The following is a 21,680-nucleotide window of genomic DNA, read 5'->3' as shown; positions in this document are numbered from 1 at the left end:
CGCTCGGGTCTACGTACGAACCAGCGATAAGCGGACGGCGAGTCCTCTCCAGGTCTCCAACGCCTCCTCGAGCTGGAGGCGCCTGCTTTGAAACCACCGGACGAGCTAACAGGCATTACGCTACTGAGCTTCGTCACACCCTTCGGAAAAGAGAGGATAGCCGAGCCACCGTATCGGAGCCGATCTTCATAGGACAGTGCGCTCAACTGATCACACGCTGCGCCCATGGTGGTCAAGGGGTTGGTGGTTAGAAGCGTGTCCATGCCTAGAGCAAACTCCCGCCTCTCCTCGCCGTTGGTGACAATACGCAAACCGTCAACCGCATCCGACACAACCGCATCAGTCAGGCTATTCACTGCATAGATACCAGAAGCGAATCCGGCCTCAAAGCCTGAGCTTGAGTTCGCTACTGCGTCTCGAGAACTTTCCGTATGGAGTTCATACCGTTCTTGATCGCCACCAAGGCGAAGTCTTGACCCTGCATATTGAAGCCGATGATGCTGGTGAGCGGTCGGAAGTAGCCAGAGATCGCCTCTCGAGCAACGCCGCCAATTTTGGATGCGATCGAGGGCTCGATCGGCCCAGAAACTACGCGGCTGGGTCCCTGGCTGGGTCTTTGGGTGTACGTCGCATGGTGACTTGGGATGTCGCCGCCAACATCAAATGCGCTCACATCAATCTCGTTCCCGCGCCCGCGATCCTGTGCGGCCATCGCATGGCTGGCGATTGCCCATCTCAGCTCTGCAATCTTCTGCATGGTCAGGCCCTGCGCCATCCACTCCGCGTCGGACACGCCCACTTGAACTGCGGGAAGGTTGGTGATGTGGTCGGTTGACCGAACGTCCGGACTGCCGCGCCACCGCCGATCCGATCATCGCCCACCCCGCCTATTACCGGATCGTTGCCTTCCCCGCCGTAGACCTGGTCATCTCCTTCGCCACCATCCCCAACGTCGTCGCCGGTCCATCCATCGATAGTCATCACCGCCACCTCCATTAATGGCATCCGCTCCCGTGCTGGGCTGGTTCATCTGGTCGATCATGGCCATCCGACCCCAGAAGGTGCCATCTCCGAATCTTATTCCCGCGCGCTCGCCATCGAAGTTCCAGCGCTGCCAGTTTTCAACCCGAATTGAGTTGCCGGGCATGCCTTCAATGGTGATGATCAAGTCCCAACCGCTCTTCTCCATCCGCACATCGGATTTCGAGATGCTGCCATCGAACTCGATGATGTCACCCGCGACCACGCCTTCGTCGTAGCCATAGATACTGTCATTCCCAAAGCCTGCGCTGAAGCGATACACATCGGCACCGCTACTTCCATTCAGCACATCATTGCCAGCGCCGCCAATCAGGATGTCGTTGCCGCCACCTGCGTTGATCGAGTCATCGCCGTCACCGCCGTAGATGATGTCCTCACCGAGAGAGCCGTACAGGGTTTCATTCTGTTCTGTGCCGTAGACGACGTTTGGATCGGGCATAGCGCTTGTCCTTGGAGAAATCCAGTGGTGGGTAGCGGGCATGCCGGCAGCAGTTGAGCCGTGGACAGTCCCCTTTGCGGGATATCCCAGGTTCCGGCTGAAGGTTTAGGCCTTACCAAGCTGAGGCGAGACCTGCCGTAAGGCCGCCCCTGCCGGAAACGCCCATCCCCGGACCATGCCCCGCTGCTATAGTCCCTCCATCGTGACGGGCACCCCGCCCGTCGTTGGATCTCAGGGAGCGGGTCATGGGTCTCATCCAGGCAGTGAAAGGTGCAGTGGGCGGCGTGCTGGCCGACCAGTGGAAGGACTTCTACACCGTCCCGGCAGGCCTGCCGGCCACTGCGGCGCTGTTCGCCGCCGTGCCGCAGGGCACCAACGCCGGGCGCGGCTCCAATACCAGCGGCTCGTCCAACATCATCACCAATGGCTCGAAGATCGTGGTGCCGGAAGGCTACGGCCTGCTGCTGTTCCAGGATGGCGCCATCACCGGCTTCGTCGCCGAACCGGGTGGCTATGAGTGGCGGTCGGATGACCTCAACTCGCAGTCGATCTTCGCCGGCGACGGCATCGTCACCCCGCTGATCAAGCAGAGCTGGGAGCGCTTCAAGTTCGGCGGCCAGCCGGGCGGCCAGCAGGCGGCGTTCTTTGTCTCGCTGAAGGAGCTGCCCGACAACCGCTTCGGCACCCAGTCGGAAATCTATTGGGACGACGGCTTCCTCAACACCCAGGTGGGCGCGGTCACGCGTGGCTCGTACACGCTGAAGATCGTCGACCCGATCCTGTTCGTGAAGAACTTCGTGCCGGCCAGCTACCTGCAGCCGGGCAAGGTGTTCGACTTCACCGACCTGGACAACGCCGCGGCCAGCCAGCTGTTCAACGAAGTCGTTGGCTCGCTCGCGCCGGCCTTCAGCCTGTACACCAACGATCCCGGCAAGGGCAACCGCATCACCAAGCTGCAGCAGGATTCGCTGGGTTTTGCCCAGAGCCTGTCGGCGGCGGTTGAGCAGGGCTACCAGTGGAAGTCCGACCGTGGCCTGGCCATCGTCAAGACCGCCATCGTTTCCATTGAATACGACGCCAACACCCGCGAGCTGCTCAAGACGGTGCAGCGCGCCGATGCGCTGTCGGGTGGGCGTGGCAATTCCAACCTGCAGGCCAGCGTGGCCCAAGGCATCCAGTCGGCCGGTGAGAATGGCGGCGCGGCAGGCCTGGTCGGTGTGGGCATGGCGACCGGCATGTTCGGCGCCGGCGCGATGCAGCAGCCGGTCGCCCCGGCGGCCCCTGCGGCCGATGACCCGGTGGCCAAGCTGCAGAAGGCCAAGGAGATGCTGGACCTCGGCCTGATCACCCAGGACGACTACAACGCGCTCAAGGCCAAGGCACTGGGTCTGTAAGGCGGACACACGATAACCATGTCCGACCCCCGAACCCCGCCCCCGCTACCCGGGGGCCCCCCGCCGTTGCCGGACGCCGTGACCGGCCCCGGCTCGCCGCGCGATGTGCCGCCGCTGCCGGGCAGCTTCCCGCTTGACCCAGCTACCCTGCCCGACCCGATCCGCGCCGAGATCGAGGCGCCCGATCCGGTCGCGCTCGATACCCGTGCAGAGGAGCTGAAGGACGGCCTGAACCGCTGTCCCAAGTGCGGCTCCACCGATGTGCGCCTGAAGCTGGGCACCGATGTGCTGGTCTGCCAGTTCTGCCGGAACGAATGGCATGGCGCGCTGGTCGAGCAGGAGTTCGGGCTGGGCGAAGGCCTGGACCAGCTGCGCGGCACCATCATCGCGTCGGGCGCGCGCGACATCGAGGCCGGCACCGCCAGCCTGATGAGCTTCAAGTGCACCGGCTGCGGCGCCGAAGTGACCATCAACACCGAAACCACCATGACCGCGCGCTGCCACTGGTGCCGCCATGTGTTCGGGGTCAATGAGCAGGTCGCCAACGGTGCGGTGCCCGATGCAGTGCTGCCGTTCCGCATCACGAAAGACGATGCAGTGGCGCGCATCCGCCAGTTCGTGGACAAGCGCCGGCTGTTCGCGCTGAAGGCCTTCAAGGACCAGTTCACGCCCGAGAACGTGGTGGGCGTGTACATGCCCTACATGATCGTGGACAGCAACGTCAGCGCCAGCGTGTCCGGCAAGGGTGAAATCAAGACCCGCCAGTACACCCGCGGCGAAGGTGACAAGAAGAAGACCTACTACGACGCCGATGTGTACCAGGTGGACCGTGCGGTGGACTTCACCGTGGATGACCTGCCGCTGGAATCGTCGGCCGAGCGCGGCAACCTGGATACCAAAGCCAACACGAACAACATCATCAATGCGATCCTGCCGTTCGATACCAAGAATGCGCTGAAGTGGAACGCGTCGTACCTGCTGGGCTTCTCGTCCGAGAAGCGCAACCTGGACGTGGAAAAGATGAAGCCACGGCTGGAAGACCAGCTGCTCTCCATCGCCCGCGCGCAGGTGGAAGGTTCGGTGCGCCGCTACGACCGCGGCGTGCGTTGGGAGCAGGAACGCGTGGACCTGCACGGCTCGCGCTGGGTCTCCATGTACCTGCCGGTGTGGCTGTATTCGTACCACCAGCCTGGCCGCAACGGCGGCATGCTGCATTACATCGCGGTCAACGGGCGTACCGGTGAAACCATGGGCAGCGTGCCGGTGCAGCAGTGGAAGCTGCTGCTGGCCGCGCTCACCACCGGCACCATCGTTGAAGCCATCACCCTCTGGTTCCTGGTAGCTGCCTCATGAGCGATGAAAGTGGTCTCTGGTTGCTGTTGGCGGGTCCCGCCAGCGCAACCGCCTTGTACTGGGGCCTGTACCGGTACTACCGCAACACCGACAAGTCGCATGCGTTCGAGCGTGAGACCACGGTGGAGGCCAAGCCGGTGACCGGCTCGGACCGGCAGGTGGATACCATCACGGGCACGCAGGAAACGCGGATCCGTGGCGACAACGTGCGCGAGTACCGCAAGCGGGTCGTGCGCAACAGCGGGTGAGGTAGAATGCCGCCACTTTCTACCCTTCAGATTATGGATAGCCATGAAGAAGCTTGTCTTCCTTGCCCTGCTGCTCACCTCGCTGAGCCTTCTCACCGCCTGCGCCCGTGGCGGCGACAAGGCCGCGGAGACGAACGACCCGAAGGTCGGTGACCTGTATGCAGCGGTGCTTTCGGAGTTTGCCGAGTTCCAGCAGCCGGGCGAGAAGGCCTACGGCCTGCTGAAGGTCATCAAGGTCGAGCCGGACGCCGTCACCGTGGTCACCGACAGCAGCGCCTGGGATGACGAAATGTCGGCCAAGCGCGAACTGCGTGGCGACCTCAAGGAGGTCGTGTGGGATATGGACGACGAGATCGTGGTGGCCCGCTCGGAGCTGGCGGAGATGCACCGCAAGGAAATCATCTTTGCCGTGCGCCATGGCGACAGCGCCAACTGACGCGACAAGCGTGACTTGAAGTCTGCTTGAAGGGCGCGGTGCATGCTCTAGATCACCATCCGATCTGGAGTTGCCATGCACCGCTTCCTTCCTGCCCTGCTGCTGGGCGCTGCCCTGCTGTTCCCGCCCGCCGCACTGGCGGCCGACAAGGTCCTGATCGTCCTCAGCGGCGAGGGCCGCGATGCCGGCAAGACCCGGCCCGGGTATGAATTCGACGAGCTCTCGCAGGCCTGGCTGGTCTTCAAGGCCAACGGGCTGGCGGTCGAGGTGGCCAGCCCCCAGGGTGGCCCGGTCGAGCCCGACAAATACAATCCCGACGAACCGTTCAACGCACAGCTGCTGGCCGATGGCGCTGCCATGGCGCAGCTTGCCGCCACCCGGCCCATCGCCGGGCTGCGTGCCAGCGATTACCGCGCGGTCTATGTGGTGGGCGGCAAAGGTGCCATGTTCGACCTGCCCCGCTCGCAGCCACTGCAGCAGTTGATCGGCGCCGCATGGGCCAACGGCGCGGTGATCGCGGCGGTGTGCCACGGGCCTGCCGCACTGGCCGAGGTGCGGCTTGCGGACGGCAGCCCGTTGGTCGCAGGCCGGCAGCTGACCGGCTTCACCAACGAGGAGGAAGCTCTGTTCGGCAAGAAATGGGCGAAGGAATTCCCGTGGCTGCTGGAGGACGCGCTTCGCCAACGCGGCGGTGAGTGGAGCGAAGCGCCGCTGATGATGCCGCACGTGGTCGTCGATGGGCGCCTGGTCACGGGCCAGAACCCCTACTCCACCGTCGGCGTGGCCGAGGCGATAGTACGCGGGCTGGGGCGGACCCCGGTGGCACGTACGCCCGGGCGCGACGAGCGTTCCATGGCGCTGGTCGAGCGCCTGCGCGGCGGTGATGCGGCCGGTGCGGCCCGCACGCTGAAGCAGGATCCTGCGTCCTACCACGTCGAGCTGATCGGCATGCTGGGCTTCTACCAGGCGAAGGCGGCGGATGTAGACCTCGCGGCACTGCGCCCTGCATTGCAGACCATGGAGCTGGCCATGCCTTACATGGCCGAGCCGCAGCTGAAACTGGGCATCGCCGAGGCGCACCTGCGGTTGGGCGACCGCAGCCGGGCACGGACACTGGTGCTGGAGGTACTGGACGCCTCGCCCGGCATGCAACAGGCTGGTGACCTGCTGAAACGGATCGACAGCTGACATGACAACCTGCCCTGCCCTGCGCGTACTGGTGATCGAGGACAACCCGGTGCTGCGCGCCAACCTCGAGCTGCTGTTCGCCGGCCAGGGCATCGACAGCCGCTTCGCCGCCGATGGCCTTTCCGGGCTGCAGGAGGCACTGGCAGAGCCGCCCGATGTGCTGGTGCTGGACCTGGGCCTTCCCGGCCTGGATGGCATGCGCGTGTGCGAGCAGCTGCGCGCGCGCAGCGACCGGCACGTGCCGGTGTTGATGCTGACCGCGCGTGATGCGTTGGAGGACAAGCTGGCCGGGTTCCGAAGTGGTGCCGATGACTACCTGGTCAAGCCGTTTGCCGGTGCCGAACTGGTGGCGCGGTGTGTGGCCCTGTCGCAGCGCCACCGCGCAGGCACCCCGCACCTGCTGACGGTTGGCAGCCTCAGCATTGACCGGCGCAGCAACCTGGTGCAGCGACACGGGCAGACACTGGTGCTCCACCACACCGCCCTGCAGCTCCTGCTGCTCCTGGCCGAAGCATGGCCACGAACGCTGACCCGAAGCGAGCTGGTCGAGCGGTTGTGGGGCGCCAGCCCGCCCGAGTCCGATCCGCTGCGCACGCACCTGTACACCCTGCGGCAGGTACTCGACAAACCGTTCCCGGTGCCCCTGCTCAAGACCGTGCATGGCGTGGGCTTCCGCCTGGAGGCGGACACGTGAGCGCCGCACCGCGTCCGCGTCGTCGCCTGCGCCGCCGCCTGATGCTGGCCTTCTCCGGCTTCGCGCTGCTGGTGGCGGTGCTGTACGGCTTCTACGTGGTGCTGTTCGTCTATCTGGTCGAGGACGAGATGTTCAATGGGCTCCTGGAGCAGGAAGCCAAGGTGCAGCTGCATCATCACGCCAGCCAGGGGGGATGGGCGCGACCGGCATTGCCGGGCATGTCGGTGCATGAGACTGCTGCAAGCCTGCCCGAAGGGCTCGGCGCGCGGTTGGTTGAGGAACCCTGGCGCCGGGAGTTCGCCGGTGACCAAGGTCGCCACTACCATCTGCGGCGGCTGGAGCCAACGGATGCGTGGCTGGTGGCGGAGGTCAGCCAGCAGTTGGTGGTGCGGCCGATGCGGGGCGGCATCCTGCAATGGTTGGGCTGGTCGAGCCTTGGCGTGCTAGGGATCGCCCTGCTGCTGGGCGCATGGCTGGCTCGACGGATGACCGCGCCGCTGTCACGGCTTTCCGACGTGGTCGCCGGCGCCAGTCCCACGCATCTGCCGACCGGGTTCGCCGAGAGCCTTCCCGACGATGAAGTCGGCGCACTGGCTCGCACACTGCAGGGGCTGCTGGTACGCATCGAGGCCTTCGTGGACCGCGAACGCGAGTTCACGCGGGATGCCAGTCATGAACTGCGCACGCCGCTGGCTGTCATCCGCAGTGCGTGCGAGCGCATGCAGGCCCGTGCCGATCTGGACCCTGCGCTCCACCTGCAGCTCGGCCACATGAACCAATCGGTGCTGCAACTGGAACACACCATCAGCGCACTGCTGATGCTGGCCCGCGAACAGCATCTGCAGGAAGCCGCCGAATCTATCACCCTGCTGCCACTGATCGAGCGGGTGATCGTGGACCAGACCGGCCTTCTTGGCGATCGCCCGGTGCACCTGGCGCTGGACGTGGCGGGCGATGCAAAGGCCTGCCTGCCGCCCACCGCACTTCGTGTCATCCTGTCCAACCTGATAGGCAATGCCTTCGCGCACACGCTGAAGGGAGAGGTAAGCATTACGGTGGAAGCGGGCTGGTTGCAGATCACCAACCCGGGTGCCGGCATCGATGCGGACGCCCTGCAGCCCTTCACCAAAGGCGCGGCGAGCAGCGGTTACGGTCTGGGGCTGTCGATCGTCCATCGGCTGTGCGAACGCCACCAGATCGACCTTCGATTCAACCCCGACAAGACCCGTACCATGGTGTCCATCCTGCTCGATCCTGCTGCACGCACGTGCACTTGAGAACGCTTGTTTGCCCAATGCCGATCGTTCAGCCCAGTGGAAGGCTCAGTAAATCTACGTGAGGGCAGCCAACTGCATCTTCGCGTGTACTGCACTGCGCCTCCACCCCCGTTGGACGCGGCATGGCGCACGGTGGGACGCATCGCCCCAGCCGGAACTGCCATGAGCGAGTCTGTCGCCCCCCTGCTTGCCGCCACTCCCCCACGCCCTGCCCCCCGAACGCGCGTGCTGTACCCGCTCAGCCTGACCGTCAATGGGGCCCCGCATGCGCTTCAGGTCGAATCCTCGATAAGCCTGCTTGACCTGTTGCGTGAACGCCTTCAGCTGACCGGCACCAAGAAGGGCTGTGACCACGGGCAGTGCGGCGCGTGCACCGTGCTGGTGGATGGGCGACGAATCAACAGCTGCCTGACCCTGGCGGTGATGCAGGATGGCGCACAGGTGCAGACCATCGAAGGTCTCGCCGACGGCGACGACCTGCATCCGCTACAGCAGGCCTTCATCGCCTGCGACGCGCTGCAATGCGGCTACTGCACGCCGGGGCAGATCTGCTCGGCGCAGGGCTTGATCAACGAGGGCAAGGCGTGCAGCCGCGACCAGGTGCGCGAGCTGATGAGCGGCAACGTCTGCCGCTGCGGCGCCTACCCGCAGATCACCGACGCGGTGATGTCCGTGCTGGAGACCGAACAACCACTGGCGGTCGAATCCCCGGCGTCTGAATGGGTTCCGGGCACGGTGCCCGCATGATTCCCGCCACCTACCAGCGACCCGATTCGATCGCCTACGCCCTGCAGGCCTTGGCCGGCTCCCTCGGAAGCAACGATACCCGGCCCATCGCAGGCGGCACCAACCTGCTGGATCTGATGAAGCTGCAGCTGGTCACCCCGGGCGCTCTGGTCGACGTGAACCGGCTGCCGCTGGATCGCATCGAAGCACGCGATGACGGCGGCCTGCGCCTGGGCGCCACGGCGCGCAACGCTGACACCGCCTGGCACCCGCTGGTCGAGCGCGACTACCCGTTGCTGTCGGCCGCCATGCTCGCAGCGGCGTCGCCGCAGATCCGCAACATGGCCAGCAACGGTGGCAACCTGCTGCAGCGCACACGCTGCACGTACTTCTATGACCGGGCCACGCCCTGCAACAAGCGTGAGCCGGGCAGCGGCTGCTCCGCCATCGGCGGGTTGACCCGCCACCACGCCATCCTGGGCGCGAGCGAGCACTGCATCGCCACCCATCCGTCTGACATGTGCGTGGCGCTGGCCGCCCTGGACGCAGTGGTGCACGTTGCCAGCGTGCGCGGTGAGCGCGAGATTGCGTTCGCCGATTTCCATCGCCTGCCGGGGGACACGCCCGACGTCGACACCTCGCTCGCCGCTGATGAACTGATCCTGCGCATCGAGCTGCCACCGGCCACCCGCTTTGCCGCCCACAGCGCGTATCTCAAGGTTCGCGAGCGCCTGTCCTACGCATTCGCGCTGGTCTCGGTCGCGGCCGCACTGGATATCGCGCCGGATGGCACCATCCGCGCGGCGCGCCTGGCCTTGGGCAGCGTGGCGCACAAGCCGTGGCGCGTGGCTGCCGCCGAAGCGGTACTGGAAGGCGCGAGACCTGGACCCGAGCCCTTCGCTGCCGCCGCCGAGGCACTTGTGGAGGGCGCGGTGTCGCAGGGCCAGAACGCCTTCAAGATCCCGCTGGCCCGGCGCACGGTGATCCGCGCGCTCGAAACCGCCGCACACGGCACCGTCGACAACCAGGGCAGCTCGCGCCCCCAACCGGAGACGCCGGCATGAATCTTCCCAACCCGCTCCATCCGCCGGTGGCCCCGGCAGGCACCGGACACGTGCCCACCGGCACCGGTACGCCGCGCATCGACGGGCGTGCGAAAGTCACCGGCCAGGCGCGCTATGCCGCCGAGTGGCCTGCACCGGACCTGGTATACGGCGTGGCGGTCAACAGCACCATCGCGAAGGGGCGCATCCTGGGCTTCAGCCTGGATGCCGCCGAGGCGGTCCCCGGCGTGCTGCGCATTCTCACCCACGACAACCGCCCGCGGATGCGCAGCGCAGGTCTGTTCTACAAGGACATGACGGCGCCCGCTGGCAGCCCGTTCCGCCCCCTGTACGACGCCACCGTGCTGTACAGCGGCCAGCCGGTCGCGCTGGTACTGGCCGAGACGTTTGAAGCCGCCCGCGAGGCTGCCGAACGCGTGGAAGTGCACTACGAGGTCGACGAGCACGACACCAACCTGGTGGCCGCCATGGCCCGGGCACGCCCACCGAAGAAGCTGAAGGCAGGCTTTTCGGCCCCGCCCAAGGACAAGGGCCAGCCCGACGACGCATTCACGCAGGCGCCCTTCCAGGTCACCGCCGATTTCTACCACGGCGTGGAACACCACAACCCGATGGAGCTGTTCGCCAGCACGGTGATCCGCGGCGACGACGGGCACTTGACCATCTACGACAAGACCCAGGGGTCGCAGAACAGCCGGTGGTACGTATCGCATGTGTTCGGCCTGCCCAAGCGGAAAGTGACAGTGCGCAACCCGTATGTGGGTGGCGCTTTCGGGGCGGGGCTGCGCCCGCAGTATCAGCTGCCGCTGGCCGTGATGGGCTCGCTGGCGCTGGAGAGATCGGTGCGGGTGGTGCTGACCCGGCAGCAGATGTTCACCTTCGGCCACCGCGCCGAGACCGTGCAACGGGTGAAGCTGGGCGCGGACGCCGACGGCACCCTGCACTCGATCTGGCACGAAGCCGTGGGCGAAACCTCGCGCATCGAGGATTACGTGGAAGTGGTGGTGAACTGGAGCGGGCAGTTGTACACCTGCGACAACGTGCACCTGGGCTACAAAGTGGTCGACCTGGACCAGTACACCCCGATCGACATGCGCGCACCCGGTGCCGCACACGGCGTGCATGCGCTGGAAGTGGCGATGGACGAGCTTGCTGCAGGCCTCGGCATGGACCCGCTGGCACTGCGCCTGAAGAACTATGCCGAGGTCAACCCGGCCGACGGCAAGCCCTATTCGAGCAAGGCGCTGCGTGAATGCTATGAGCAGGGTGCAGCCCGCTTCGGCTGGGCCGACCGCCCGCAGCAGCCGCGTTCCCGCCGCGAAGGCAATGAGTGGGTCGGCTGGGGCATGGCCACCGGCCAATGGGATGCCATGCAGATGTTCGCCCGCGCGCGCGCCGTGCTGCACGCCGACGGACGGCTGGTGGTAAGCAGCGCCGCCAGCGACATCGGCACCGGTACCTACACCGTGATGAGCATGATCGCCGCCGAGGCGCTGGGACTGCCGCTGGAGCAGGTGAGTTTCCAGCTGGGCGATTCGACGCTGCCGGTGGCGCCCATCGAAGGGGGCTCGTCACACGTAAGCACCGTCGGCTCGGCGGTGGAAGGCGCCTGCACCAAACTGCGTCGCCGGTTGCTGGCACTGGCGCGGCTGGCGCCGGGAACCGCGTTCGCGCGCGCCCGCCTGGAGGATGTGGTGTTCCGCGATGGCACCCTGGCGCTGCGCGACGACCCCGCCAGCGCGGTTCCGCTGACCGCGCTGCTGGCCGGCGCTGAGCGCGCCAGCGTCGAGGCCAGCTACCTGCTGCTGCCCAACCTGCTGGAACAACGGAAGTTCACCCGCGCCACCCACAGTGCGGTGTTTGTGGAAGTGCGGGTCGACGAAGACCTGGGCACCGTACGGGTGATGCGGGTGGTCAGTGCCATTGCCGCCGGGCGCATCCTCAACCCGACCACGGCACGCAGCCAGATCATCGGCGGCGTGGTCTGGGGCATCGGCGCGGCCCTGCACGAGCACACCGAGGCCGACCATCGGTTCGGCCGCTTCATGAACCGCGATTTCGCCCAGTACCACGTGTCGGTCAACGCCGACATCCACGAGGTGGAGGTGCTGTTCGTCGAGGAGGATGACCGCGTGGTCAGCAGCCTTGGCGCAAAGGGCGTGGGCGAAATCGGCCTGGTGGGGGTCTCCGCCGCGATCAGCAATGCGATTTTCCACGCCACCGGCAAGCGCATCCGCAGCACCCCGATCACCCCGGACAAAGTGATGCGCTGACGTGAAATGGCGATCACGCCGGAATCGCCAGACTGGACCATCCCCCGCCACCCACACGCACTGATGAGGCCGTTGATCAGCGTAGAGGAAGCCGATGCCGTGCTTCGTTCCAGCACCCCCGACGTTGTCACCGAACAGATCGCCCTGCCGGATGCGGTCGGCCGCGTGCTGGCACAGCCGGTGGTAGCTGAAGGCGCGCAGCCGCCGTTCGACCGGGTCATGATGGATGGCGTGGCCACGCGCTGGCAGCCGGTGATGCCCGCCATGCTCCAGGTTGCCGGTGCGCAGATGGCCGGCATGCACGGCCAGATGCTGGAAGACGCCGGCAGCTGCATCGAGGTTTCCACCGGCGCCGTCCTGCCCGAGGGGTGCGACTGCATCGTGCCGATCGAACAGCTGGAGCGCACCGCTGGCGGCTATGCGCTGCGCGCCACCGCCGTGCCGGTCGCCGGCCAGTTCATCCACCGCCGTGGCAGCGATTGCGCTGCCGGCACGCCGGTGCTGGCGCCGGGCATCCACATAGGGCCCCCACAGATGGCACTGCTGGCTGCCAACGGCGTGGCCCGGGTCACCGTGGCGCGGTTGCCGAAGGTGGCCATCGTCGCGACTGGCGATGAACTGGTGGACGTGGACGCAGCGCTGCCGCCCGGACGCATCCGTCGTTCCAACGACCTGGCCTTGATGGCCGCGCTGCAGGCGGCCGGCCTGGGCCGCGCCTCCCTGCACCACCTCGCAGACGATCCCGCCCTGCTTGCCGAGGCGCTGGGCCGGCTGCTGGCGTCGCACGACACGCTGGTGCTGTCCGGCGGCGTTTCCATGGGACAGCGCGACTACCTGCCCGGCACGCTGGAGGCGCTGGGCGTGCGTTGCCACTTCCACGGCATCGCACAACGGCCGGGCAAGCCCATGTGGTTTGGCGTGGGGCCGCAAGGGCAGCGGGTCTTCGCGCTGCCGGGCAATCCGGTTTCGTCGCTGGTCTGCCTGATCCGCTACGTGCGCCCGGCGCTGCTGGCGGGCATGGGCGCTGCGCCCGCTGCACCGGAGCAGGCGTCCCTCGCTACCGCCCTGCCCGCCTTTGCCCTGGCCCAGTTCATTCCGGTCCATCTGCGTGACGATGGCGCCGGCAATGCGGTGGCCGAGCCCGTGGCCTCGCGCAACTCCGGTGACTTCACGGCATTGGCCGGCACCGCCGGCGTGCTGGAGCTTGCTGCCGGCAGCGCGGGTAAAGCAGGCCAGCCATTGCGGCTGCACCGGTGGTGAGATGAGCGTCCACGCACCCCTCCTGGATCGCCGCAACCGCCCCCTGCGCGACCTGCGCATCTCGGTCATGGACCGCTGCAATTTCCGCTGCACTTACTGCATGCCGGCGGCGACCTATGGCGAGGACTATGCCTTCCTGCCGCCGGCGGCGCGGCTGAGCTTTGATGAGATCGAGCGCGTGTGCCGCCAGGCCGCCTCGCTGGGGGTGAGCAAGCTGCGCCTGACCGGCGGCGAACCGCTGCTTCGCCCGAAGCTGCCCGACCTGATCCGGCGCCTGCGTCGCATCGACGGCATCGACGATATCGCCCTGACCACCAACGGCGTGCTGCTCGATCGGCAATCGCAGGCATTGGCGGATGCGGGCCTGGACCGGGTCACGGTCAGCCTGGACACGCTGGATCCCGCGCTGTTCCGCCAGATCAGCGGCGGGCGTGGCGACGTGGACGCCGTGCTGCGCGGGATCGACGCGGCCTGCGCCGCTGGCTTCCGTGACGGGGTCAAGATCAATGCCGTGCTGCAGCGCGGGCTCAACGACGCCGGCGCGCTGGCGCTGGTCGAACGCTTCCGCGGCAGCAGCGTGGTGCTGCGCTTCATCGAGTTCATGGACGTGGGCAACCGCACCGCCTGGTCAGTGGACAGCGTGGTCAGCTCGCAGGAACTGCACGCGCGCATCCACGCCCGCTGGCCGCTGCTGGCGTTGCCGCCCCGCCATCCGGGCGAAGTCGCCTCCCGCTACCGTTTCGTTGATGGGGGCGGTGAAATCGGCCTGATCTCGTCCATCTCCACGCCCTTCTGCGGCGACTGCACGCGGGCGCGCCTTTCCTCCGAAGGTCAGCTCTACACCTGCCTGTTCGCCACCCGTGGTACCGACCTGCGCGGCCTGCTGCGCGCCAGCGCGGACGACGCCACCCTGCGCGCGGTGCTGGCGGGGGTGTGGTCGGCCCGCAACGACCGCTACAGCGAACTGCGCGGCCGCCCGGCGTCAACGCCAGGACGCCGCATCGAAATGCACTACATAGGTGGATGATGGAACCCAACCCTCCCCTGCTCTCGCACCTGGACGCCGATGCACGGCCGCGCATGGTCGATGTGGGCGGCAAGACCGCCACCGACCGCGTGGCACACGCCCAGGCCCGGGTGCGCTTCCCGCCCGAGGTCGCCACCCAGCTGCGCGAGGCCGGCTTCGTGCTGCCCAAGGGCGCGGTGCTGACCGTGGCCCACATTGCCGGGGTGATGGGCGCCAAGGTCACCTCGCAGTTGATTCCGCTGTGCCACCCGCTTGCCCTGCAGCGCTGTGATATCACCATCGACATGGAGGGCGACAGCGCGGTGATCGACTGCACGGTTGCCTGCCACGGCACCACCGGCGTCGAGATGGAGGCCCTGACCGGGGCCAGCATTGCTGCGCTCACGCTGTATGACATGTGCAAGGCGCTGTCGCACGCCATTGTGATCGAGCAGGTGCGGCTGGTGGCCAAACGCGGCGGCAAGTCCGACCTGGCGTACCCGTCATGAGCGCACCGCTGTCTGCCCTGCTGCTGACCGGCGGTGCCAGCCGCCGCATGCAGGCCGACAAGGCACTGCTCGACTACGCCGGACAGCCACAGCTGCTGCGTGCCTGGGCCCTGCTCAGGCATGTCGAGGTGGTGCAGGCCTTCGTCTCGCTTCGCCCGGACCAGTGCGGCGAAACGCTGCGCGGCAGCCTGCCCAGCCTGTTGGACAGCGTCGACAGCGTGGGTCCCGTCGCCGGCATCCTCTCCGCGCAGCAGGCGTTCCCCGGTCATGCATGGCTGGTGATCGCCTGCGACCTGCCCCTGCTGGATGCGCGCACGCTGCGCGCGCTGGTGGCGGCCCGGCAACCCGCGAAGGACGCCACGGCGTTCGTCAGCCGCCACGACGACCTCCCCGAGCCGCTCTGTGCGATCTGGGAACCCTCCTCCGCGCCGCTGCTGCGCGAGCGCTTCGACGCGGGGAACTACTGCCCGCGCAAAGCGCTGCTGCAGTTGCAGATCCACGCGCTGCCCTCGCCTGGCAGTGCCCTGGACAACGTCAACACCCCCGGCGAGCTGCTGCAGGCACGCCAACAACTGGAAACCAGCTGATGCCCCAGGTCGAACTCAATTACTTCGCGCAACTGCGCGAACAGGCCAACAGGGGCGCCGAACGCGTGGAGACCGACGCCGATTCGCTGGGCACGCTCTACGCGCAGCTGCAGGCCAGGCATGGCTTCACCCTGCCGGCGTCCACGCTCAGGGTAGCCGTGAACGAGCGCTTCTGTGGATGGGACCACCCGCTGCAGGACGGCGACACCGTGGTGTTCATCCCACCGGTCAACGGCGGATGAGCGGGTTCTCGGTAAGCGCGGTGGGGCTGGATGTGCCGGCGCTGCGCTCGGCCCTGCAGAATCCCGCGCACGGCGCGTTCTGTGCGTTCGAAGGCTGGGTGCGCAACCGCAACGACGGCCGCGATGTGGAAGGCCTGGAATACGAGGTGTACGCCGCCCTGGCGCAGAGCGAGGGCGAGACCATCCTGGCCGAAGCCCGCGAGCGCTTCGGCGATATCGATGCGATCGGGGTCCACCGCAGCGGACGCCTGGCGGTAGGCGAGCTGGCCGTGTGGGTCGGCGTTTCCTCGCCCCACCGCGACGCCGCCTTCGGTGCATGCCGCTACATCATCGATGCGATCAAGCACCGGCTTCCGGTCTGGAAGAAAGAGCTGTACGTGGAAGGCGACACCGAGTGGGTGGTCTGCTCGCACGGCGGCGACCCCCATTCACATGGCGCTTCACCGCATGCCGACCGCCCCTGAATCATCATCGTCGTACCGATCCCGTGAGCCAGGCTGCAGCAGCCAACGAGGAGCCACCCCATGAGCACGCCCCCCCAGCTTTCCCTTTCCCGCCGCGACGTGCTGAAACTCGGCGCCGGCTCGGCCACCAGCATGGTCATCCCCACCGTGGTCGCAGAAGCCCAGGGAAACACCGCCGGCGCACGCGCACCGGTGACCGCCGAGGTGGCCTTCGAGGTCAACGGCAAGCCGCGCACGCTGCAGCTGGACACCCGCGTCACCCTGCTCGATGCACTGCGCGAGCACCTGCACCTGACCGGCACCAAGAAAGGCTGCGACCACGGCCAATGCGGTGCCTGCACGGTGCTGGTGGACGGCCGCCGCATCAATGCCTGCCTGACCCTGGCGGTGATGCACCCGGGCGCGAAGATCACCACCATCGAAGGGCTGGGCGCCCCGGACAAACTGCACCCGATGCAGGCTGCGTTCGTCAAACATGATGGCTACCAGTGCGGCTACTGCACCCCCGGGCAAATCTGCTCGGCGGTGGCGGTGCTGCAGGAAGTGCGCGACAACATTCCCAGCCACGTCACCGATGACCTCGGCGCCCGCGCCACGCTCAGCGCCGATGAGATACGCGAACGCATGAGCGGCAACATCTGCCGCTGCGGCGCCTATTCCAACATCGTCGAAGCGATCGAAGACGTCGGAGGAACGCGCGCATGAGGGCCTTCACTTACGAACGTGCCACTACGCCGGCCGAAGCGGCCGCTGCGGCGGCCCGCACCCAGGGCGCGCGCTTCATTGCCGGCGGCACCAACCTGCTGGACCTGATGAAGCTGGAGATCGAAACGCCGGCGCACCTGATCGACGTCAACGGGTTGTCGCTGGACACCATCGAAGCCACCGCCGAAGGCGGCCTGCGCGTCGGTGCGCTTGTACGCAATACCGACCTGGCGGCCGACCCGCGCATCCGTCGCGACTACACCCTGCTCACCCGCGCGCTGGTCGCCGGGGCCTCCGGCCAGCTGCGCAACAAGGCCACCACCGCCGGCAACCTGCTGCAGCGCACCCGTTGCCCGTATTTCTACGACACCGCGCAGCCGTGCAACAAGCGCCTGCCGGGCAGTGGCTGCGGGGCCATCGGCGGGATCAGCCGGCAGCTGGCAGTGGTTGGCGCCAGCCCGGCCTGCATCGCCACCCATCCCAGCGACATGGCGGTGGCGATGATGGCGCTGGACGCGGTGGTGGAAACCATCCGCCCGGACGGCTCCAGCCGGCGCATCCCGCTCAATGACCTGTACCGCGCGCCCGGCACCACGCCGCAGGTGGAAACCGTGCTCGACAAGGGCGAATTGATCGCCGCTGCGGTGCTGCCTGCTCCGCTTGGCGGGACCCACATCTACCGCAAGGTGCGCGACCGCGCCTCGTACGCGTTTGCGCTGGTGTCGGTGGCCGCGGTGGTCCAGCGCGACGGCAGTGGTCGGGTCGCCCTGGGCGGTGTGGCGTACAAGCCCTGGCGCACGCTGGAAGCCGACGCGCTGTTGCCGCAGGGTGCGGCTGCCGTCATGGCCTCGCTGCTGAAAGGCGCGACGCCCTCGTCACAGAACGCCTTCAAGGTGCAGCTGGCCGAACGCACGCTCGCCGCCGTGCTGCTGGAGGCGAAGGGATAAGCCATGAAATTCGACACGCCTGCAGGAAAGAATCCGATCGACCAGCTCAAGGTGGTCGGCCAGCCGTTGAATCGTATCGACGGTCCGCTCAAGACCACCGGTCATGCCCCGTATGCCTACGAACGCCACGACGCGGTGGCCGCGCCGGCATACGGCTACGTGGTCACCGCCGGCATCGCCAAGGGCCGGGTCAGCAGCATGGAACTGGATGCCGCACGCCGCTCCCCGGGGGTGCTGGCCATCGTCACCGCCGACAACGCCGGGCCATTGCAGAAATCGCAACGCAATACCGCTGCGCTGCTGGGCGGGCCGGAGATCTCGCATTACCACCAGGCGCTGGCGCTGGTGGTGGCCGAGACCTTTGAACAGGCGCGTGCCGCGGCCGGCCTGGTCAAGGTTCGCTACACCACGCAAAAAGGCGCTTACGACCTGGCCGCGGCGAAGAAGGCCGGCACCAACTTCCAGAAGACCGACCCGGACGCCCGCGTGGGCGATTTCGAGAAGGCCTTCGGCGAGGCACCGGTCACCTTGGACGCGCTCTACCACACCCCCGACCAGTCGCACGCGATGATGGAGCCGCACGCCACCCTTGCCGCGTGGGAAGGCGACAAGCTCACGGTGTGGACCTCCAACCAGATGATCGACTGGGGCAAGACCGACCTGGCCAAGACCTTGGGACTGCCGAAGGAGAACGTGCGCCTGGTTTCGCCGTACATCGGCGGCGGCTTTGGCGGAAAACTGTTCGTCCGTTCGGACGTGCTGCTGGCGGCATTGGGTGCGCGCGCAGCGAAGCGCCCGGTCAAGGTCGCGCTGTCGCGCCCGCAGATCGCCAACAACACCACCCATCGTCCGGCCACGCTGCAGCGCATCCGGCTGGGTGCCACCGCGCAGGGGACGCTCACCGCGATCGGTCACGAATCGTGGTCGGGCAACCTGCCCGGCGGCTCCCCCGAAGAAGCGATCCAGCAGACCAAGCTGATGTATGCAGGCGCAAACCGGCTGGCCGGGTTGCGCTTGGCGCACCTGGACCTGCCGGAAGGCAACGCCATGCGCGCGCCGGGCGAAACCCCGGGGCTGATGGCGCTGGAAATCGCGATGGATGAAATGGCCGAGAAGCTCGGCCTGGATCCGGTCGAGTTCCGCATCCGCAATGACACCCAGGTGGACCCGGCCAATCCGGAACGACCCTTCTCCAAGCGCCAGCTGGTGCAGTGCCTGCGTGACGGTGCGCAGCGCTTTGGATGGGACAAGCGCAATGCGCGCCCCGGCCAGCAGCGCGATGGCCGCTGGCTGGTGGGCATGGGCGTTGCCGCCGGCTTCCGCAACAACCTGGTGATGAAGTCGGGTGCGCGCGTGCGCCTGGATGCCACGGGCCAGGTCACGGTGGAAACCGACATGACCGACATCGGCACCGGCAGCTACACCATCCTGGGCCAGACCGCCGCAGAGATGCTGGGCGTGCCCCTTGAGAAGGTGACGGTGAAGCTGGGCGATTCCAGCTTCCCGGCCTCGGCGGGTTCCGGCGGCCAATGGGGCGCCAACAGTTCCACTGCCGGCGTGTTCGCGGCGTGCACCAAGCTGCGCGGGGCGGTAGCGACGAAACTGGGATTGGACCCGGCCACCGCGACCTTTGCCGACGGCCAGGTCAGCGCCGGCGGCAAGCGCTTCGCGCTGGGCAAGGCCGCAGCCGACGGCGAGCTGGTGGCGGAAGACACCATCGAGTTCGCCGAGCTGGAAGAGAAGTTCCAGCAGTCCACCTTCGCCGCGCATTTCGTCGAAGTGGGCGTGGATGTCGCCACCGGCGAAAGCCGCATCCGCCGCATGCTGGCGGTGTGCGCCGCCGGGCGCATCCTCAACCCCAAAACCGCGCGCAGCCAGGTGATCGGCGCGATGACCATGGGCGTGGGCGCGGCCTTGTCGGAAGAGCTGGCGGTGGACACGCGGCTGGGCTTCTTCGTCAACCACGACCTGGCCGGCTACGAAGTGCCCGTGCATGCCGACATTCCCCACCAGGAGGTGGTGTTCCTGGACGAGACCGACCCGGTGTCGTCGCCGATGAAGGCCAAGGGCGTGGGCGAGCTCGGCCTGTGCGGTGTCAGTGCGGCGGTAGCCAATGCGATCTACAACGCCACCGGCACCCGCGTGCGCGAATATCCGATCACGCTGGACAAACTGCTGGCCGGGCTGCCCGCGCTGGGATGAGTGCCGGCCTGGCCAGTACGCCCCTGGATGCCGAGGACGGTAACCCCGGCCTCGTGTTCGAGGCGACCCTCGATGCCCTGCGCGAGGGTCGCCGCGCGGCGCTGGCGGTGGTGCTGGAAACCGAAGGTTCCACCTATACGCGCGCCGGCACGGTGGTGCTGTTTTCCGATCACGGTCACGTCGGCTGGCTCAGCGGTGGCTGCCTGGAGCCGGAGATTGAACGCCGCGCCATGCAGGCCGTGGACGAGAACACCTTGGCATGGATGGAGATCGATACCCGCGACGATGACGCGTTGTTTGCCGGCAACGCGGTGGGATGCCGCGGGCGGCAACGGGTGGTGTTGATTCCGCTGGCGTCGCTTGCCGGCATCGACAGCGTGCTTGACCCGTGGCTGCGGGGAGAGGGGACGCTGGACCTGACGCTCCAGGCCACGGGTGCGCTGCAATGGCGTTGTGGCGACATGGGCCTTTCCCATGACCTCGCCAGTCCGCCGGTCGACTGGGAAGCGCCTCGCCGGGAGTGGCAGCTGCAATGGCGGCGTGCGCCGAGCGTGGTCGTGTTGGGCGCGGGCCCCGAGGCCGCGCCGTTGCTGCCCCTGCTGGTGGGCCTGGGATGGCGGGTTGAGGTGCGTGAGCCGCGCCCGCGGTGGCAGGGGCGGCTTGCTGCTGTCGTGCCACCCGACCAACGGTCGGGTGCTGCCGCGGGTTCGTTTACCGATTGCAGCACGCGGTGGACCAACGGGCCGTTTCCGGATGCGGTGCTGGTGATGCACCACAATTTCGAGCTGGACCGGGAAGCGTTGGACGCGCTGGCGGCTACCTCGATTCCCTTCATCGGATTGCTGGGGCCGGGGCGAAGGCGCGACGACCTGTTCAAACTGCTGCCCCCGCAAGCACGGGCAGCGCTGTCCCCTCGCCTGCGATCGCCGATCGGGCTGGGGCTGGGTGGCCGGGGACCGGAGGCCATTGCACTGAGCATTGCCGCCCAGCTGCAGGCATGGCGGCACGGCGTGCCGGAAGTGCCGTGATCAACGCCCATGCCGCCGTGGTGCTCGCCGCCGGCGCAAGCACGCGGCTGGGCCGCCCCAAACAGCTGCTGCGCCGCGAGGGCGAGACCCTGCTGCACCGGATGGTCCGGTTGGCAGCCGGCACCGTACCTTCGGTGCTGGTGGTGGTGCTGCCCGAGGCGTCTGGACCGCTCACCGATGCGGTGGCCGACCTCGAATGCGTGCAGGCGCTCAATCCACAGCCGCAGCGCGGCATGGGCAGCAGCCTGGTGGTCGCCGCGCCGATGGTCCAGGCCTCCGCACGGGTGCTTGTGCTCGCCTGCGACCAGCCCGCGCTGGACGCTGCGCATCTGCAGGCGTTGCTGGACAGTGCCAGCCAGTCAACCTCAGGCTGCGCGGGCACCCTGTTGCTGGGCACGCTCGGCGTGCCGGCGGTGGTGCCCGGCGCATGGTTCGCCGATCTCGCCGACGGCCAGGGTGACAGCGGCTTCCGCGCACGGCTGCGCGCGCTCGAACCCGGAACGGTCGGCGTGCTGCACGCCCCTGCCCTCGCGCTGGATATCGATACCCCGGACGATCTGCGCGCCGCGCACGAACTCGGCCTGATCGACGACTGAC

At 67.4% G+C, this 21,680-nt stretch carries 23 protein-coding genes; 21 read left to right on the top strand and 2 right to left on the bottom strand.

Going from position 1 to position 21,680, the window contains the following annotated elements:
• Positions 1 to 406: 406 nt before the first annotated feature.
• Together ACQG3P_RS00600 and ACQG3P_RS00595 are read right to left on the bottom strand one after the other, a co-directional pair.
• Entirely contained in the window at positions 407 to 757 is a 351-nt protein-coding gene (locus ACQG3P_RS00600) for a hypothetical protein (protein ID WP_426803862.1), read from the bottom strand.
• A 168-nt stretch (positions 758 to 925) separates the two neighbouring features.
• Complete coding sequence (locus ACQG3P_RS00595; RefSeq protein WP_426803861.1) at positions 926 to 1,480, bottom strand: calcium-binding protein; 555 nt, start codon at positions 1,478 to 1,480, stop codon at positions 926 to 928.
• A 245-nt stretch (positions 1,481 to 1,725) separates the two neighbouring features.
• Between ACQG3P_RS00595 and ACQG3P_RS00590 the strand changes: the two genes are divergently transcribed.
• The 21 genes from ACQG3P_RS00590 (at position 1,726) to ACQG3P_RS00490 (ending at position 21,679) form a co-directional block, all read left to right on the top strand.
• Positions 1,726 to 2,874: an SPFH domain-containing protein gene (locus ACQG3P_RS00590; protein ID WP_068852230.1), complete on the top strand. Its 1,149-nt coding sequence runs from the start codon at positions 1,726 to 1,728 to the stop codon at positions 2,872 to 2,874.
• Between the two features lie 18 nt (positions 2,875 to 2,892).
• Positions 2,893 to 4,227 (top strand): TFIIB-type zinc ribbon-containing protein, encoded by a 1,335-nt coding sequence (locus ACQG3P_RS00585; protein WP_184123450.1) that lies wholly within the window; start codon positions 2,893 to 2,895, stop codon positions 4,225 to 4,227.
• Complete coding sequence (locus ACQG3P_RS00580; RefSeq protein WP_068852233.1) at positions 4,224 to 4,475, top strand: hypothetical protein; 252 nt, start codon at positions 4,224 to 4,226, stop codon at positions 4,473 to 4,475. Before ACQG3P_RS00585 ends, ACQG3P_RS00580 begins: the two co-directional genes overlap by 4 nt.
• Positions 4,476 to 4,518: 43 nt before the next feature.
• Positions 4,519 to 4,911: a hypothetical protein gene (locus tag ACQG3P_RS00575; RefSeq protein WP_426803860.1), complete on the top strand. Its 393-nt coding sequence runs from the start codon at positions 4,519 to 4,521 to the stop codon at positions 4,909 to 4,911.
• A gap of 75 nt (positions 4,912 to 4,986) precedes the next feature.
• The gene (locus tag ACQG3P_RS00570; protein ID WP_184123448.1) at positions 4,987 to 6,099 is read left to right on the top strand and encodes a DJ-1/PfpI family protein; all 1,113 of its coding nucleotides are present in this window, start codon (positions 4,987 to 4,989) and stop codon (positions 6,097 to 6,099) included.
• 1 nt (position 6,100) lies between these two features.
• Positions 6,101 to 6,793 carry a response regulator transcription factor gene (locus ACQG3P_RS00565; RefSeq protein WP_426803859.1) on the top strand — a complete coding sequence of 231 codons (693 nt, stop codon included), beginning with the start codon at positions 6,101 to 6,103 and terminating at the stop codon, positions 6,791 to 6,793.
• Positions 6,790 to 8,070 carry a sensor histidine kinase gene (locus tag ACQG3P_RS00560; protein ID WP_426803858.1) on the top strand — a complete coding sequence of 427 codons (1,281 nt, stop codon included), beginning with the start codon at positions 6,790 to 6,792 and terminating at the stop codon, positions 8,068 to 8,070. Before ACQG3P_RS00565 ends, ACQG3P_RS00560 begins: the two co-directional genes overlap by 4 nt.
• A 162-nt stretch (positions 8,071 to 8,232) precedes the next feature.
• Positions 8,233 to 8,817, top strand: coding sequence for a (2Fe-2S)-binding protein (locus ACQG3P_RS00555; protein WP_426803857.1), 585 nt, complete (start codon positions 8,233 to 8,235; stop codon positions 8,815 to 8,817).
• Positions 8,790 to 9,860 carry an FAD binding domain-containing protein gene (locus ACQG3P_RS00550; protein WP_426803856.1) on the top strand — a complete coding sequence of 357 codons (1,071 nt, stop codon included), beginning with the start codon at positions 8,790 to 8,792 and terminating at the stop codon, positions 9,858 to 9,860. Before ACQG3P_RS00555 ends, ACQG3P_RS00550 begins: the two co-directional genes overlap by 28 nt.
• On the top strand, positions 9,857 to 12,133 hold the full coding sequence (locus tag ACQG3P_RS00545) for a xanthine dehydrogenase family protein molybdopterin-binding subunit (RefSeq protein WP_426803855.1): 2,277 nt from the start codon (positions 9,857 to 9,859) through the stop codon (positions 12,131 to 12,133). The genes ACQG3P_RS00550 and ACQG3P_RS00545 overlap by 4 nt, the downstream gene beginning before the upstream one ends.
• A gap of 63 nt (positions 12,134 to 12,196) precedes the next feature.
• Positions 12,197 to 13,393, top strand: coding sequence for a molybdopterin molybdotransferase MoeA (locus ACQG3P_RS00540; protein WP_426803854.1), 1,197 nt, complete (start codon positions 12,197 to 12,199; stop codon positions 13,391 to 13,393).
• Between the two features lies 1 nt (position 13,394).
• Positions 13,395 to 14,420 (top strand): GTP 3',8-cyclase MoaA, encoded by a 1,026-nt coding sequence (moaA, locus tag ACQG3P_RS00535; RefSeq protein ID WP_426803853.1) that lies wholly within the window; start codon positions 13,395 to 13,397, stop codon positions 14,418 to 14,420.
• The gene (gene moaC / locus ACQG3P_RS00530; protein WP_184123441.1) at positions 14,420 to 14,908 is read left to right on the top strand and encodes a cyclic pyranopterin monophosphate synthase MoaC; all 489 of its coding nucleotides are present in this window, start codon (positions 14,420 to 14,422) and stop codon (positions 14,906 to 14,908) included. Before moaA ends, moaC begins: the two co-directional genes overlap by 1 nt.
• Positions 14,905 to 15,495 (top strand): NTP transferase domain-containing protein, encoded by a 591-nt coding sequence (locus ACQG3P_RS00525; RefSeq protein WP_426803852.1) that lies wholly within the window; start codon positions 14,905 to 14,907, stop codon positions 15,493 to 15,495. Before moaC ends, ACQG3P_RS00525 begins: the two co-directional genes overlap by 4 nt.
• Positions 15,495 to 15,737 (top strand): MoaD/ThiS family protein, encoded by a 243-nt coding sequence (locus ACQG3P_RS00520; RefSeq protein WP_068852256.1) that lies wholly within the window; start codon positions 15,495 to 15,497, stop codon positions 15,735 to 15,737. The genes ACQG3P_RS00525 and ACQG3P_RS00520 overlap by 1 nt, the downstream gene beginning before the upstream one ends.
• Positions 15,734 to 16,201 (top strand): molybdopterin synthase catalytic subunit, encoded by a 468-nt coding sequence (locus ACQG3P_RS00515; RefSeq protein ID WP_426803851.1) that lies wholly within the window; start codon positions 15,734 to 15,736, stop codon positions 16,199 to 16,201. Before ACQG3P_RS00520 ends, ACQG3P_RS00515 begins: the two co-directional genes overlap by 4 nt.
• A 60-nt stretch (positions 16,202 to 16,261) precedes the next feature.
• The gene (paoA, locus tag ACQG3P_RS00510; RefSeq protein ID WP_093535663.1) at positions 16,262 to 16,906 is read left to right on the top strand and encodes an aldehyde dehydrogenase iron-sulfur subunit PaoA; all 645 of its coding nucleotides are present in this window, start codon (positions 16,262 to 16,264) and stop codon (positions 16,904 to 16,906) included.
• Positions 16,903 to 17,853, top strand: coding sequence for an FAD binding domain-containing protein (locus tag ACQG3P_RS00505; RefSeq protein WP_426803850.1), 951 nt, complete (start codon positions 16,903 to 16,905; stop codon positions 17,851 to 17,853). The genes paoA and ACQG3P_RS00505 overlap by 4 nt, the downstream gene beginning before the upstream one ends.
• 3 nt (positions 17,854 to 17,856) lie before the next feature.
• On the top strand, positions 17,857 to 20,055 hold the full coding sequence (gene paoC / locus ACQG3P_RS00500; RefSeq protein WP_426803849.1) for an aldehyde oxidoreductase molybdenum-binding subunit PaoC: 2,199 nt from the start codon (positions 17,857 to 17,859) through the stop codon (positions 20,053 to 20,055).
• Positions 20,052 to 21,083, top strand: a complete 1,032-nt coding sequence (locus ACQG3P_RS00495) for an XdhC family protein (protein WP_426803848.1) — start codon at positions 20,052 to 20,054, stop codon at positions 21,081 to 21,083. The genes paoC and ACQG3P_RS00495 overlap by 4 nt, the downstream gene beginning before the upstream one ends.
• Positions 21,053 to 21,679 carry a nucleotidyltransferase family protein gene (locus ACQG3P_RS00490; RefSeq protein WP_426803847.1) on the top strand — a complete coding sequence of 209 codons (627 nt, stop codon included), beginning with the start codon at positions 21,053 to 21,055 and terminating at the stop codon, positions 21,677 to 21,679. The genes ACQG3P_RS00495 and ACQG3P_RS00490 overlap by 31 nt, the downstream gene beginning before the upstream one ends.
• Position 21,680: the final 1 nt, after the last annotated feature.

The organism is Stenotrophomonas sp. SrG (genome assembly GCF_050031795.1).
Classification (GTDB): Bacteria; Pseudomonadota; Gammaproteobacteria; order Xanthomonadales; family Xanthomonadaceae; genus Stenotrophomonas; species Stenotrophomonas rhizophila_A.
The sequence above is the reverse complement of the archived record's forward strand: the minus strand, read 5'-3'. Positions and strand labels throughout refer to the sequence as shown.

Excerpts from the sequence above, each read along its gene's own strand:
- paoC (WP_426803849.1), top strand. The coding sequence starts at position 17,857 with ATGAAATTCGACACGCCTGCAGGAAAGAATCCGATCGACCAGCTCAAG.
- moaA (WP_426803853.1), top strand. The coding sequence starts at position 13,395 with ATGAGCGTCCACGCACCCCTCCTGGATCGCCGCAACCGCCCCCTGCGC.
- ACQG3P_RS00565 (WP_426803859.1), top strand. The coding sequence starts at position 6,101 with ATGACAACCTGCCCTGCCCTGCGCGTACTGGTGATCGAGGACAACCCG.
- ACQG3P_RS00585 (WP_184123450.1), top strand. The coding sequence starts at position 2,893 with ATGTCCGACCCCCGAACCCCGCCCCCGCTACCCGGGGGCCCCCCGCCG.
- ACQG3P_RS00550 (WP_426803856.1), top strand. The coding sequence starts at position 8,790 with ATGGGTTCCGGGCACGGTGCCCGCATGATTCCCGCCACCTACCAGCGA.
- ACQG3P_RS00540 (WP_426803854.1), top strand. The coding sequence starts at position 12,197 with ATGAGGCCGTTGATCAGCGTAGAGGAAGCCGATGCCGTGCTTCGTTCC.
- ACQG3P_RS00575 (WP_426803860.1), top strand. The coding sequence starts at position 4,519 with ATGAAGAAGCTTGTCTTCCTTGCCCTGCTGCTCACCTCGCTGAGCCTT.
- ACQG3P_RS00595 (WP_426803861.1), bottom strand. The coding sequence starts at position 1,480 with ATGCCCGATCCAAACGTCGTCTACGGCACAGAACAGAATGAAACCCTG.
- ACQG3P_RS00570 (WP_184123448.1), top strand. The coding sequence starts at position 4,987 with ATGCACCGCTTCCTTCCTGCCCTGCTGCTGGGCGCTGCCCTGCTGTTC.
- ACQG3P_RS00580 (WP_068852233.1), top strand. The coding sequence starts at position 4,224 with ATGAGCGATGAAAGTGGTCTCTGGTTGCTGTTGGCGGGTCCCGCCAGC.
- ACQG3P_RS00555 (WP_426803857.1), top strand. The coding sequence starts at position 8,233 with ATGAGCGAGTCTGTCGCCCCCCTGCTTGCCGCCACTCCCCCACGCCCT.
- ACQG3P_RS00545 (WP_426803855.1), top strand. The coding sequence starts at position 9,857 with ATGAATCTTCCCAACCCGCTCCATCCGCCGGTGGCCCCGGCAGGCACC.
- ACQG3P_RS00495 (WP_426803848.1), top strand. The coding sequence starts at position 20,052 with ATGAGTGCCGGCCTGGCCAGTACGCCCCTGGATGCCGAGGACGGTAAC.
- ACQG3P_RS00600 (WP_426803862.1), bottom strand. The coding sequence starts at position 757 with ATGCAGAAGATTGCAGAGCTGAGATGGGCAATCGCCAGCCATGCGATG.
- ACQG3P_RS00505 (WP_426803850.1), top strand. The coding sequence starts at position 16,903 with ATGAGGGCCTTCACTTACGAACGTGCCACTACGCCGGCCGAAGCGGCC.
- moaC (WP_184123441.1), top strand. The coding sequence starts at position 14,420 with ATGGAACCCAACCCTCCCCTGCTCTCGCACCTGGACGCCGATGCACGG.
- paoA (WP_093535663.1), top strand. The coding sequence starts at position 16,262 with ATGAGCACGCCCCCCCAGCTTTCCCTTTCCCGCCGCGACGTGCTGAAA.
- ACQG3P_RS00515 (WP_426803851.1), top strand. The coding sequence starts at position 15,734 with ATGAGCGGGTTCTCGGTAAGCGCGGTGGGGCTGGATGTGCCGGCGCTG.
- ACQG3P_RS00590 (WP_068852230.1), top strand. The coding sequence starts at position 1,726 with ATGGGTCTCATCCAGGCAGTGAAAGGTGCAGTGGGCGGCGTGCTGGCC.
- ACQG3P_RS00490 (WP_426803847.1), top strand. The coding sequence starts at position 21,053 with ATGGCGGCACGGCGTGCCGGAAGTGCCGTGATCAACGCCCATGCCGCC.
- ACQG3P_RS00520 (WP_068852256.1), top strand. The coding sequence starts at position 15,495 with ATGCCCCAGGTCGAACTCAATTACTTCGCGCAACTGCGCGAACAGGCC.
- ACQG3P_RS00525 (WP_426803852.1), top strand. The coding sequence starts at position 14,905 with ATGAGCGCACCGCTGTCTGCCCTGCTGCTGACCGGCGGTGCCAGCCGC.